The sequence below is a fragment of the Ruegeria sp. YTSC003 genome (assembly GCF_059609785.1).
Genome location: NZ_JBXWMK010000017.1, coordinates 21,480 through 33,902, shown reverse-complemented (window position 1 = coordinate 33,902; position 12,423 = coordinate 21,480). Strand labels below are relative to the sequence as shown.

Below are 12,423 nucleotides of genomic sequence, written 5' to 3'. Positions count from 1 at the left end.
CGTGGATTTTCGTTACTACTGGTCGATTTTTGTGCGGCGTTTGCCCTATTTCCTGATAGTGGCCTCGGTGATTAGCGCGGCCTCGGTCATCATCGCGATGACTCTGCCGCCGGCTTACGTGTCCAGCATGAAGCTGATTGTGGAATCGCCACGTATTCCGGATGAGTTGGCTGCGTCGACGGTGCGAACACCGGCACCGGAGCAGCTGCAAATCATAGAACAGAGGCTGTTGACCCGGGCCAACTTGCTGGAGATAGCCAATCGGCAAAATGTCTTCGAAGACCCCTCTGTTATGACGGCTGATAGGATTGTGGCGGGTATGCGGGTCCGTACAGTCATCAAAATACGCACAGGTCGCAACGAAGCTGCGCTGATGGAAATTAGTTTTGAGGGACCTTCAGGCGCAAGCGCTGCGGGTGTTCTCAACGAATACCTAACACTGATCCAGAAGGAAGACGTGCAGTCTAGAACGGGGCGCGCTACCCAAACGCTCGAGTTTTTCAGAACAGAAGTAGATCGGTTGAGCGAGACACTGGCTGAACGCAGCGCCCAGATTTTGGCTTTTAAAACCAAAAACGCGGGTGTGTTACCGGATACACTTAATTTCCGACTGAATCAGCAGACTCTTCTGCAAGAGAGGTTGGCACAGCTGAACCGAGATTTGGCTGTGCTGAATTCGCAGCGCAGCCGGTTGATCGATATCTATGAGACAACTGGTCAGGTTTCGGGAAACCGCATACCTAATCAGACCCCTGAGCAACTGGAACTGGTGGGCCTGCGCCGGGAGCTCAATCAAGCCCTGGCGATTTATTCCACTACCAATCCGCGTGTTAAGCTTCTTGAAGCTCGTATCAAACAGCTTGAGGAACAGGTTGATTCAATGCCGCAACTTGTAGAAGAGAGCGAGCCGCAGTCCGGGAATCCGTTGTTGGATGTTCAGTTGGCGGATCTGGATTCCAGAATTGCAGCTTCCGAAGAACAAAAAATTGATTTGAATCTGCAATTAGACGAACTGCGCCGGACTATTAATCAAACGCCGGAAAAACAGATCCGGCTTGATGATCTTGAGCTCGACTACCAGCATATAGAGGGGCAGTACAATGTTGCGGTCGAGAGCTTGGCCCGCGCCAGTACAGGTGAGCGGATTGAAGTGACGGCGCAAGGTCAGCGCATATCTGTGATAGAACCACCAGTCGCTCCAAGTAGCCCGACCAAGCCTAATCGGATGATGATCGCCGGTGGTGGCAGCTTTTTCGGTATTTTGGCTGGGATTGGCCTAATTGTTTTGCTGGAGTTGCTGAATCGGACTTTGCGCCGGCCAGAAGATTTGGTTGCAAAACTGGATATTACGCCACTGGCGACTATTCCCTATATTTCGACCTCTGGAGAAGTGATGCGTTTCAGGGTGCTGAGGTTGTTGCGGGTGTTTGTCATTGTGGTCGGCGTGCCAGCGGCTGTTTATGCGGTTCATGTATTCTACCAGCCTCTGGATCTGTTGGCTGAGCGGGTTATGGACAAAATTGGTATCCGGTGGTGAGACGAAACGGACAGTCTTTGTCCTGGAAGGATAGTGCTGAATGGAAAAACTGCAGAAAGCTATAGAAAAAGCACGGTCACAGAGAAACAAGAAGGCGTCTGCTCAGTCCGATGTTGTACCGGAGAAGGCTATCCAAGAAGAGGTGTCTACAAACAGAACTACTGATCCCTGGTTTGACCTGACGCCACTCGATATTTCCAAAACAGATATCAGTCAAAATCGGCTTGTCAGCTACGACGGCGGTGCCGCAGCAGGGCCTTATGATATGTTGCGTACACGCATATTGCAGCAGGCTGGCGTCAATGGTTGGAAGAGGGTAGCGATGGTTTCTCCACACAGTGCATGCGGTAAAAGTACCACTGCCGCAAACTTGGCTTTCAGTTTCGGGCGGCAGACTGATTTGCGCACTGTTGTTTTGGATTTTGACCTGCGTCGGGCAGGTTTGTCCTTGATGTTGAAGCAGGACTGTCAATGCACGATGGGTGACATTCTGCAAGGCAAGGCGTTACTTTCTGACCACGGGTATAGAGTTGGGGAGAACGTGGCGCTGGGGTTGAGCCGTGGGGCCGTTACAGATGCAGCTGAAATTCTGCAAAGCCAGAAGGCCAGCGATGTTATTGCGGCAATTGAGGCAGAATTCGAACCCGATCTTGTTTTGTTTGATATGCCGCCGTTACTGGCGGCGGACGACAATTTTGGATTTCTCAAAAACGCTGATTGCGCTCTGCTGATGACGGAAGCTGAACGCACGACGATTGATCAGATTGATGTGGCTGAGCGTCAATTAGCAGAACTTACCAACGTGATGGGCGTGATTATGAACAAATGCCACTATACTGACAGTATTTACGGATATGGGTACGGTTATGGGTACGGTTGATGTGCCACTAGGAATGTACGGATTGGTGAGTGATTGCGAGGACGTTTCCGTTGGTACAATCTAGTTTCAATAAGAGGTGCATTCGTTAAATTTGGAGTATGTTAAATGATTTATCCGGTCATTCTTTGTGGTGGTTCGGGAACCCGACTGTGGCCCAGTTCGCGGCGTGCGTATCCTAAGCAGTTCGTATCTTTTGACGGTCAGCAAAGTCTGTTCCAGAGCGTCCTGTCACGGCTTTCCGGACCGGAATTCGATGCGCCAATCTTTCTAACCAACGAGGATTTCCGTTTTCTGGTGGAAGATCAGGCCGTTGCTTTGGGCCTGTCGGATGGTCAGGTCATCTTAGAGCCCGCTGTGCGTAATACCGCACCTGCTATTCTGACTGCGGCGTTGAGTCTTGAGAAAATACCTGATGCATTGATGTTGGTCGCACCTTCGGATCATCTGGTGCACGACACTCAGGCCTTTCTCGACGCCGTGGCTGTGGGGGCCAAAGCGGCTCAGGGCGGGGCGTTGGTCACATTCGGGGTGGTGCCGGACCGCCCTGAAACAGGGTACGGGTATCTGCGGCTGGATGGTGTGGTGACGCCCGGGCAGCCTGCCCCGCTTGCAGAGTTTTGCGAAAAGCCGGACAAGGCGCGAGCAGTCCAGCTGTTGCAAGGTGGCAATGTGCTGTGGAATGCGGGAATGTTTATGTTCCGTGTCCGCGATATCATTGCGGCCTTCGAGGAACATATGCCGCAAATGGTGGCACCGTGTCGTGCGGCTCTGTCGCAGGGGGAAACGGATTTGGGGTTTTTCCGGTTGGCGGCGGACCCTTTTGAGGGGATTGATCCGATTTCGATCGACTATGCGATTATGGAAAAGGCCCGGAATATCGTTGCTGTCCCGCTAGAGGCTGACTGGTCTGATCTGGGCAGTTGGGATACTCTGCATGCGACCCTGCCACTGGATGAGAACAGGGTCGCTCAGGTGGGGGCGGCCACGGCGATTGATTGCCAGAACACGCTGTTGCGCAGCGAAGATGCCAATATCCAGTTAGTAGGCCTTGGGTTGAAGAATATTGCCGCTATCGCAATGCGTGATGCGGTACTTGTTACCGATATGGACCGGGCGCAGGACGTTAAAAAGGCGGTTGGCGTACTGAAAGCGAACAAGGTGGCGCAGGCCGAGGACTATCCCCGCTTTCACCGCCCCTGGGGTTGGTATGAGACCCTGTGTCTGGGGGATCGGTTCCAGGTCAAACGGATCATGGTCAAACCGGACGGTATCCTGAGTCTGCAAAGTCATGTGCATCGGTCTGAGCATTGGATCGTTGTGGCCGGCACGGCGCGTGTGACCGTGGGCGAGGAGGTGAACTTGCTGACAGAAAACCAATCCGTTTATATCCCGCTGGGTGCGGTGCACCGAATGGAAAACCCTGGCAAGGTGCCGATGTATCTGATCGAAGTGCAGACCGGGTCCTATCTGGGTGAAGACGACATCGTACGGTATGAGGATGTTTATAACAGGGGGTGACTAGGCGGGCGCGGGTCATCCGGCCGCTTCATTTTAGGTTGATTTCGAGTTTCCAGAATTAGGTAGAATTTAATGAAGGTTGCGGTATTGGGTCTTGGCTATGTCGGATTTACGGCGGCCTGTTGTATTGCCAGTGAAGGTCACGAGGTCATCGGGATAGACGTGAGCCAGAAAAAGGTGCGTCAGATCACGGCCGGCCAGGCTCCGATTGTGGAGCCACGTGTGCAGGAGATGCTGACCGAAGGGGTCACGGCAGGCCGGATTTCAGCGGATGTGACGATAGGGGCGCATCTAGATGGGTGTGATCTGGCTATTGTCTGTGTCGGCACACCCTCAGCTGCGGATGGATCGCACAATATGGGGTTCATCGCAGATGTGACCCGGCAGATAGCGATGGCGCTGACCGCTGACCGGGTACACCCGTTGGTTGTCGCCTATCGTTCGACATTTCGCCCTGGTACTGTCGAGGAACTTGTTCTGCCAATCTTCGAGGCTGTTCTGGGAAAGGCGATGCAAAACCGGGTCGAGGTGGTCTATAACCCTGAATTTCTTCGTGAGGGCAGCGCAGTCGAAGATTATTTCAACCCGCCAAAAGTGGTGATCGGAACCCGGGATGGTGCTTCCAATGCGGTGATGGGTGCACTGAACGCCAATATTGAGGCCCCTACATTTACCGTCGGCTACCGCGAGGCGGAAATCACAAAATTCGTCGATAACAGCTGGCATGCGGTCAAAGTTGCCTTTGCCAACGAGGTCGGGCGTGTTTGTCTGGCACAGGGTATTTCAGCTCGGCAGGTGCATGAGATCTTTGTCTCGGATACCAAACTCAACATTTCACCCTATTATATGCGGCCCGGCGGGGCATTTGGCGGCTCGTGTTTGCCCAAGGATGTGCGGGCGCTGCAGTATATAGCCGCGGATACCGGGGCAAACCTGCCGCTGATCAACAGCCTGCTGGGATCAAATGAGGCGCACAAGCACCGCCTGTTCGAATATGCGGTTGAAGGGCTGAAAAAACCGGCGCGTATTCTGCTGGCCGGGCTGGCATTCAAGGCTGGAACGGACGATCTGCGTGAAAGCCCAAATGTTGATCTGGCTCGCAAACTTCTGGCTGCGGGGTACGAGTTGGATATTTATGACCCGGGCATTGATGCCACCAAGCTGGTCGGGGCCAATCTAGGCTATGCCTACAGCCAGTTGCCGGTCCTGGAACGTCTTCTGGTCGATCGCACCCACGCCGAGACAACGCGTTATGACCGGGTTATCGCGTCAAATGCGACGATTGAAGCGCTTACCTTGTCAGGTAACCCTGAGATCCGCCATACAGGTCAGTTACCATGAAAGACGTTGATTTGGTTGAAACACCCCGTATGGATGCGGCCCGGCAGGCAAAACCGCTTGCTGGTCGGCGTGTGCTGATTATCGTCGAGAACCTGCCATTGCCTTTTGACCGACGGGTCTGGCACGAATGCCGTACGCTCTGCGCTGCCGGTGCCGAAGTGGCGGTAATCTGCCCAACGGGTAAAGGGTATGAAGCCCTGTATGAAGAAGTTGATGGCGTGCATATTTATCGTCACAATTTGCCGATCGATGCAAGCGGGGCGCTTGGATATCTGGTAGAATACGGGGCAGCGCTGTTTCAAGAGATGCGGTTGGCATTGAGGGTCGCCCGCCGGCACGGGTTTGATACTTTGCAGGCCTGCAACCCGCCCGATCTGATCTTTCTGGTGGCCTTGCCCTTCAAGCTTTTTGGCAAACGGTTCATCTTCGATCACCATGATATCAATCCCGAGCTCTACGAGGCTAAATTCGGCAAGCGCGGTTTTTTCTGGAAGCTCATGGTACTGTTCGAACGCTGGACATTTCGCAGCGCCGATGTGGTGATATCGACCAATGAAAGCTATCGGGAGATAGCACAGGAGCGCGGCAGGATTGCGTCTGAGGATGTATTTGTTGTGCGCTCGGGCCCCGACCTCAATCGGCTGATTGTAACGGCCCCCAACCCCAAGTGGCGCAACGGGCGTGCGTATATGGTGGGCTATGTGGGAGTTATGGGAGATCAGGAAGGGATCGATCTGTTGCTCGATTCTGTGCGGATCATAGTAAAAGACCGTGGCTATGATGTGCAGTTCGTGTTGGTCGGCGGCGGCCCGGCGCTGGACGGGCTGAAGGCGCAGGCCGAGGGGCTGGGGCTGGGCGACCACGTGACCTTTACTGGGCGCGCGCCTGATCAGGACCTGTTCGAAGTGCTGTCGACGGCGGATGTCTGTGTGAATCCGGACCGGGTGAACCCGATGAATGATAAATCCACCATGAATAAAATTTTGGAATACATGGCGTTTTCAAAACCCATCGTACAGTTCGACGTGGCCGAGGGGCGCTATTCTGCAGGACGGTCTTCGCTGTATGCCGCGCCTAATGACACGACCGACATGGCCGACAAGATTCTCGAACTGCTGAACGACCCGGAGCAATCGGCCGAGATGGGTCGCTTTGGTCGTGCCCGGGTCGAAGCAGAACTGGGCTGGGATCATCAGGTGGACGCACTGATCGGTGCCTACCGAAGGGTGGCGGAGAAAAAACCGCTCTGAAAAGAGCGGTTTCTGTTGTCTGGTTAGGCGGGAATTGTGGAAATTACATCGGCACAAACCTTGGCAGCTTCGACAAGCTCTGCCCAACAAAGCCCAGTAATCTGGCATCCGCGTCAGCCTCGGTTTCGTCTTCGCGGATCGGGGTAACATAGCGCACTAGCGCGCCGTCGGTTCGACCCATCGTCAGACCATCTACCACCACCCCGATCTTGGCGGCGAAATCGTTGGTTTGGCGTTTGCCGCGCTGTTCGAACCAGTAATAGACTAGCTGCTTTTGCAGGCCTTTCTGAATGACCGCGCGGTTCACCTCGAACGCGCCATAGGCGGGGACGCCCGGGTCGATCCGATAGGGCTCCAGGCTGAAGATTTCCCATCCACCTACCGGCAGGCAAACCTCGGGCGAATGAATGCCGTCGCCTTCGGTTTGTTTGTCGTAGAAGGCGACGAACATGTTGATGTAGCCATTCTGTCCAGGCGCGGCATAGGTGGTGTTAAGGTAATCGGTCGCGCCCAGTACTCGTTCGACATCCGGGTCCAGAAGCGCTGCCGACCCCGACCAGTTCCCCAATTGGCGTGGATAAAGTGCAAAGGGGCTGCGATCGATCGGCTCTTTGTCTGGGTTGGGTTGCATAACCCAGGCTACCGATACTGCCAGTGTGAGCAAAGCGCCTGCTGCCAGGGCGCGCGAGGGTCGGATGGCAAAAATGCGTTCGCCCACTTTTAGCAGGCCACGGGTATCCAGATCAATTGCCTCGGCCAGCGGTTTGGGGTTTGGCGTCAGGCGCTGCAGTGTGACAGCCATGGCGAACAGGATGGCGATACATGTCAGGAAGATCACCCAGCCTTCAAAGAAATGCAGAAACCCTTCGGCCATTTCGATTCCATGGTGATTGACCAAAACCCCGATCACGCCGATGCGGATCGAGTTCATCAGCACGGTCAGTGGCGCGGCCGACATCAACAGCACCACCTTGTGCCAGACCGGACCACGATAAAGCAGGGCGAAAAGATAAGAAAAACTAAGGATTGGGAACAGATAGCGCAGACCTGAGCAGGCCTCGGCCACCTGCAGCTTATAGACGCCCAGATCGATGATATTCCCGTCCAGATAGACGGAAACGCCTGCCTGCTGCACGAACCAGACCCCTATGACCGAAGAGATGCCTTGTAGGAAGATTGTCAGCTTCCAGTAGATGAAATTCGGCAGGGGCAGCATGAAGACCAGATGCAGCACCGGCAACTGATGCCGCCGCCCGATGTTCCAGCCAAACACCGTCAGCACCACACCGCCGGTCCAGATGATCATGGCATAGGTGACAATGTCGGGGACGCTGGCAAGATTGCCCAGGATTGCCACAACCAGCCCGAACGCAATCACCAGGATACCGGGCCAGCGGTCCCTGACCTCGCCCGGCGGGGGCGGGTAATTGCGCATCTCCCGCAGGAACAGATAGAGAGAGATAACCGGGATCAGTGGGCCGTGGCTGTATTCAGCGGTTGCCCAGGCCTGACCCAGCGACACGATACCGATCCAGAAAATCGGGATCGAGCCCAGAACCAGCAATGCGAACCAGAACAGCCCGACGGGATTGAAAATCCTGTCGCGGCCTATCCGATCGGAGTTTTCCGCAGACGTCGTAATACTCACCTGTTTCCCCTGATACTCGTTACGAACTGTACTGGCGGGAGTTCCGTCTCCGATCTTAACGAAAATTGGCGGGCAAAGGCTACTCAAACTGAAGTGATAAGGCGTTCCGCCGTATCCTGGTTTTGGTCACACGTCCATAGTTTCCAATATTGAAGTTATTTTGCCAAAATCGGGAGAATGTCCAAAAAATAGTGTGGGCGGTCTGGAATCACTGTTCGTCCTCTTAAGACAGGTTAGATTGCGTTATGGTGGATTTCTATTTTTTCTCGGACGATTGATTTGCAGGATAATCTTCAGGATCGAAAAATCATGACCGCAGCCGGATTCGGGCCGCCGGTCCGCCGTTCCCGGATGGATCATCTGCGGCGCGAGGTACCAAACTTTATCAAAAAGAACAGGGGCTTGTTGATAAACCCGGAATTCTGGTCCTTGCTGGGCCGTCTGACCTCCACCCGGATGCGGGGTGCGGATGTGCCAGAGGAAATCCCGGTTATGTTTGTGGCGACCCATCATAAGGTGATGACGACCTATTTTACGGCGGTGCTGCGCCTGTTGGGTTATGGCCTGAACCTGCCTTATCAAAAGGTACATATCGAGCATCCTGATCCGCATTCGCGTCTGGTCATGTCGATGCATGGCAAACTCGATCTGCCGCGGCTGGCTCCCTACCGGGGTGTGCACGTGATGCGCGATCCGCGCGACATGATCGTGTCAGGTTATCACTACCACAAATGGACCCATGAAGCGTGGGTGCATCGGCCGGATGAGAACGGACAGACCTATCAAAGCAAGCTGAATGCGGCCAATACGTATGACGGTTTGTTCATGGAGATAGATCACTTCATTTTCTTCTACCGGGATACATTGCTGAACTGGGATACGGGCGATCCGGATATTTTTGAGGTGTCGTTCGAAGACCTGATGGGCGAAGGCCGTGCCGACATCTATCGCGACATGTTCAGCCATCTCGGGTTCGAGGGGCGGAATCTGGACCTGGCCACTGACCTGATGCGGCTGTTCGAGGCCAAGAGCCGGAGTGGAAAAAAGACCGGGGGTGTCGCCCGGAAATCTCACCTGCGCAGCGGCAAATCCGGACAGTGGCGGAAAGAGCTGGAGCCTGATCACGTCGCCTATATTGAGCGCGAACTGGGTCCGGTGTTGCGAAAATTCGGATATTGATCAGCTGCTGTGTCAAGGGCGCAGGATAAAGTCCCGGCCAATGGTGAAAAAAACGGCATGAGATTGCGCACGCGGGTCTGTCAGATCTTCACGCATCCGATAGCGGTACCCGGTATTCAGCGCCCAGTCTTCTGTCAAGGTGTACTGGTAAGAGGCACTAAAATTGGCTCGATCAATTGTGTCCGTCACCTCGTCGCTAATCGTATATCCAGCGTTGAGACTGATTCCCGAAATGTTATTAATTTCGTAAAAATAGCCTAGAAATGCGGCGGTTCTGATGACGTTCCCTTTCTCCTGATCAAAGTCTACCGACCGGCGGATTTGTGCGCTGATTACGCTCCTTGGTAAGTTTTGGCTCCAATTCAAGGATCCGATAGGGGTAGCGTTGTCCAGTTCAGAGTCCGATACGCCGATTGTGAATGATAACTCCCCGGCGGGCAATGCCATGTTTCTGCTGATTAAGAAATTACGGATATCACCGTCGTCAGTCACGATCTGTTCGATTTCGGCTCCGATGGAGCCATCAGGCATATCTCGCTCCAGCCGTAGTCGCCCTGTGGGTCCATCGGTTCGTGTAACGACTCCGAATTCTCGCGTGTCGATAGTGGTATAGCCGAGACCGGCCTCAAAGCGCCAAATTGGTGACAACTCAACGTTCAGATCGAAAAAGCCCGTAGTGGTTTCACGCCTAGTCTGTTCGGTATTTTCAGATTCAAAAAGCCGATAATCCAGCCCCAATGTACCTTCTACCACTGGGGAAAGCCGCAGGAATAAGTCTGTCCCCAGATTGAACCGGTCGTTGTCGTTCAGCCCCGGATCGGTGGTGTCCGTATATCTGAGCGCAAGGTAATCGGCGTCGAATGCGGCGCCAATTGGCGCATCCTGTCCAAGCTCAAGCGAAAGCCCAGTCCTGTAACGTTCCCTGTTACCGGTGCCATTCAGATCATCGAGATCTGGTGGCAATTCAATTTCGCCCTCGTCATTTCTGAACTCCTCTAGCGGTCGTAGAAACTGGATATTTGATTGAAAATAACTGGTATTGAAACCAAATGCAGATTGTGCGCCTTCGCGGCCATAGTCTAGCTGAAAGCGCTGATTGTCCCAACCCGACTCGGCACCTGGTCCGTTCACGGCACGCAGCACGCCGGAAGCAGACACACCGATCCGGTCCAAAGGAGTTTCATGGCTGAGGTCGAGAGATAATCCGGTGGAAGCAAATGTGGTTCTGCCAGCACTGACCGGATCGAGTTCGAGGTTGTCGTCGGTTTCAAGGCTTTGATTGAAGCCGAAGACCAGTTCTGTCCCGTTTTCCTGGGCTGAAGCAGGCAACAAACAGCAGATCGAACATGCGCTAACCGACAAGGTGCGATAAATTAGATGCCGTTTCACAAGTGCCTCAGTCTTACGTTTAGTTACCGCTCTGGCCACCGCATACGTCATTGTTTTTCTGGGGTAGCCTGTTTTCTTATTGTTATGCTGCCTGTTTACAGTTTCGAACGCCCTTCGTCGCCAAAAACTTCTTCCGCCGGCGTATTTGTGTCCGGTCGTATTGTGACTGCAACATTTTTGGAGCCGGTTTCAGGCCGACCTCTTAACAGCCCCAATGGGGTTTAAGTCTCAGGCGCTGCCATCCAGTGGCTGAACATATTCCACCAAAACGCCGCGTGTAGCGATTGGGTTGATGAAATTACACAGGAAATTCCCGGCGCCCTTAACCGGGTTTTCCTGCAACATCGTGACATCCCGGGCGGCGAGCTCTTTTTGCAACGCCAGAATGTCCGGTGTTTCGAACGCATAGTGATGCAGCCCCCCGGCGCCACGGTTGAACCGGGCAAGCGATCCGCCGGTTGGCACTACAAGCTCCACGGCGGTGCCATTTTCGGGCGCTGTACAAAAAAGGCACCAGCATTCGAATTCCTCGACATAGCCGCGATAGTCTTCGGTATGACCAAACAGCGACATGTAATTTTCGGCACTTTCCATGTCTGGCTGCACGATTCCCACATGGTGCAAACGGAGGGAGTTCTGCATTATGGTCATGATCGTCTCCTGTTCTTACGACCCGGTTGAAGGGGCGAGCAGCGGGGTAAGCGTTTCGGTCAGCCAGTCTGTCACCAGCACGGCGCCGGTTTCCGAGACATGGGCCACATCGTTATAAAGATTTGGATCATCCCGCAGGAAATCCGCCGAGAAGACCGGTCCGTATTGTTCCAGCCATGCTTTCTCGAAGGGTTCCGCATAGCCGCCATAGAAAGGCAGATAGAGGAAGGCAAGCTGCACACCCTCGGATTCAGCCAGTTCGGCGATCCGGCGCAGATAGGTGCGGGGAATACCGAACTCGATCCCGGCCATCGATTCAGGCAGGATCGGGCGTGTCAGGTTACGGCGGCGGAATTTGGATTCGCCTTCCAGCGCTTCGATATCGGCAGCGCTTTTGGGGCCGGATGTTTTGCCGGGATTGAAAATCCGCGGGTCAATCGTTGTGCCGGCATAGGTGGCGGGGTTGAAATCGGGCTGATAACCGAACGCTTCGGGCAACAGATCGGCGGCAGCCAGTTGCATCTGCCGGATCGGCAGGCGCGCCAGATTTTCCGGCAGGTTCCGGTTGACGATCCACGGGCTTTGCAGAACTTCACCAGCGCCGGCCAGATCGCCAAAGGCCTGATGCCCGTGTCGGGGGAATTGCTCAACCACCGAGATCACGATCAGTTTGGGTTTATGCTCCGATAACAATTCGCGGATGATCGGCAGGCGAACATCGAAACCGGAGGCGGGCAGCGAGAAATTGACGACGCGGGCATCTATCCCTTTTTCGGCCAGATTGTCCTCCAGATCGGGGGAAATCACGCCGCGTGCCGTGCGTGACGAGCCCAGAAAAGCGATATCGATTGGGGTGTCGTCGAAATGAATACGCTCATAGATCCACCGGGCGCGCTCAAAGATCGTACCGCTCATGGCCTGGTAACGGAAATAGGGATCATGCGGCAGAAGGAATGCCAGCACAATACAGGCCAGCACCGTAAGCCAGAGGCCGGTGAGGAAGGTGCGCAGGCGCAGGGGTTTGGTCATC

The 12,423-nt window shown here is 54.4% G+C and carries 10 protein-coding genes; 6 read left to right on the top strand and 4 right to left on the bottom strand.

Annotated features, from left to right (window positions below; all coding sequences use genetic code 11):
• Window position 1 precedes the first annotated feature (1 nt).
• From AC2FFH_RS21435 to AC2FFH_RS21415, 5 genes are all read left to right on the top strand, one after another.
• The gene (locus tag AC2FFH_RS21435; RefSeq protein WP_496770272.1) at window positions 2-1,537 is read left to right on the top strand and encodes a GumC family protein; all 1,536 of its coding nucleotides are present in this window, start codon (window positions 2-4) and stop codon (window positions 1,535-1,537) included.
• 40 nt (window positions 1,538-1,577) lie between these two features.
• Window positions 1,578-2,417: a CpsD/CapB family tyrosine-protein kinase gene (locus AC2FFH_RS21430; RefSeq protein WP_496770268.1), complete on the top strand. Its 840-nt coding sequence runs from the start codon at window positions 1,578-1,580 to the stop codon at window positions 2,415-2,417.
• Between the two features lie 105 nt (window positions 2,418-2,522).
• On the top strand, window positions 2,523-3,935 hold the full coding sequence (locus tag AC2FFH_RS21425; protein ID WP_496770267.1) for a mannose-1-phosphate guanylyltransferase/mannose-6-phosphate isomerase: 1,413 nt from the start codon (window positions 2,523-2,525) through the stop codon (window positions 3,933-3,935).
• A 72-nt stretch (window positions 3,936-4,007) separates the two neighbouring features.
• Complete coding sequence (locus AC2FFH_RS21420; RefSeq protein ID WP_496770264.1) at window positions 4,008-5,276, top strand: nucleotide sugar dehydrogenase; 1,269 nt, start codon at window positions 4,008-4,010, stop codon at window positions 5,274-5,276.
• A complete protein-coding gene (locus tag AC2FFH_RS21415; protein ID WP_496770262.1) occupies window positions 5,273-6,526 on the top strand; it encodes a glycosyltransferase family 4 protein in 1,254 nt (417 codons plus the stop codon). The genes AC2FFH_RS21420 and AC2FFH_RS21415 overlap by 4 nt, the downstream gene beginning before the upstream one ends.
• A gap of 43 nt (window positions 6,527-6,569) precedes the next feature.
• Here AC2FFH_RS21415 and xrtD read toward each other — a convergent pair whose 3' ends face one another.
• Window positions 6,570-8,174, bottom strand: coding sequence for a VPLPA-CTERM-specific exosortase XrtD (xrtD, locus tag AC2FFH_RS21410; protein ID WP_496770260.1), 1,605 nt, complete (start codon window positions 8,172-8,174; stop codon window positions 6,570-6,572).
• Between the two features lie 309 nt (window positions 8,175-8,483).
• On the opposite strand from xrtD, the gene AC2FFH_RS21405 reads away from it, so the two are divergent.
• Window positions 8,484-9,353 carry a sulfotransferase domain-containing protein gene (locus tag AC2FFH_RS21405; RefSeq protein ID WP_496770258.1) on the top strand — a complete coding sequence of 290 codons (870 nt, stop codon included), beginning with the start codon at window positions 8,484-8,486 and terminating at the stop codon, window positions 9,351-9,353.
• 12 nt (window positions 9,354-9,365) lie between these two features.
• Here AC2FFH_RS21405 and AC2FFH_RS21400 read toward each other — a convergent pair whose 3' ends face one another.
• The 3 genes from AC2FFH_RS21400 to AC2FFH_RS21390 all read right to left on the bottom strand — a co-directional run bounded on the left by AC2FFH_RS21400 (window position 9,366) and on the right by AC2FFH_RS21390 (window position 12,422).
• Window positions 9,366-10,742: a hypothetical protein gene (locus tag AC2FFH_RS21400; protein WP_496845276.1), complete on the bottom strand. Its 1,377-nt coding sequence runs from the start codon at window positions 10,740-10,742 to the stop codon at window positions 9,366-9,368.
• 228 nt (window positions 10,743-10,970) lie between these two features.
• On the bottom strand, window positions 10,971-11,393 hold the full coding sequence (locus AC2FFH_RS21395; protein WP_496770254.1) for a VOC family protein: 423 nt from the start codon (window positions 11,391-11,393) through the stop codon (window positions 10,971-10,973).
• A gap of 15 nt (window positions 11,394-11,408) precedes the next feature.
• On the bottom strand, window positions 11,409-12,422 hold the full coding sequence (locus AC2FFH_RS21390) for a hypothetical protein (RefSeq protein ID WP_496770252.1): 1,014 nt from the start codon (window positions 12,420-12,422) through the stop codon (window positions 11,409-11,411).
• Between the last annotated feature and the right edge of the window lies 1 nt (window position 12,423).

Coding starts and splice junctions, on each gene's coding strand:
- AC2FFH_RS21415 (WP_496770262.1), top strand. CDS start 5,273: ATGAAAGACGTTGATTTGGTTGAAACACCCCGTATGGATGCGGCCCGG.
- AC2FFH_RS21405 (WP_496770258.1), top strand. CDS start 8,484: ATGACCGCAGCCGGATTCGGGCCGCCGGTCCGCCGTTCCCGGATGGAT.
- AC2FFH_RS21430 (WP_496770268.1), top strand. CDS start 1,578: ATGGAAAAACTGCAGAAAGCTATAGAAAAAGCACGGTCACAGAGAAAC.
- AC2FFH_RS21395 (WP_496770254.1), bottom strand. CDS start 11,393: ATGACCATAATGCAGAACTCCCTCCGTTTGCACCATGTGGGAATCGTG.
- AC2FFH_RS21420 (WP_496770264.1), top strand. CDS start 4,008: ATGAAGGTTGCGGTATTGGGTCTTGGCTATGTCGGATTTACGGCGGCC.
- AC2FFH_RS21425 (WP_496770267.1), top strand. CDS start 2,523: ATGATTTATCCGGTCATTCTTTGTGGTGGTTCGGGAACCCGACTGTGG.
- AC2FFH_RS21390 (WP_496770252.1), bottom strand. CDS start 12,422: ATGACCAAACCCCTGCGCCTGCGCACCTTCCTCACCGGCCTCTGGCTT.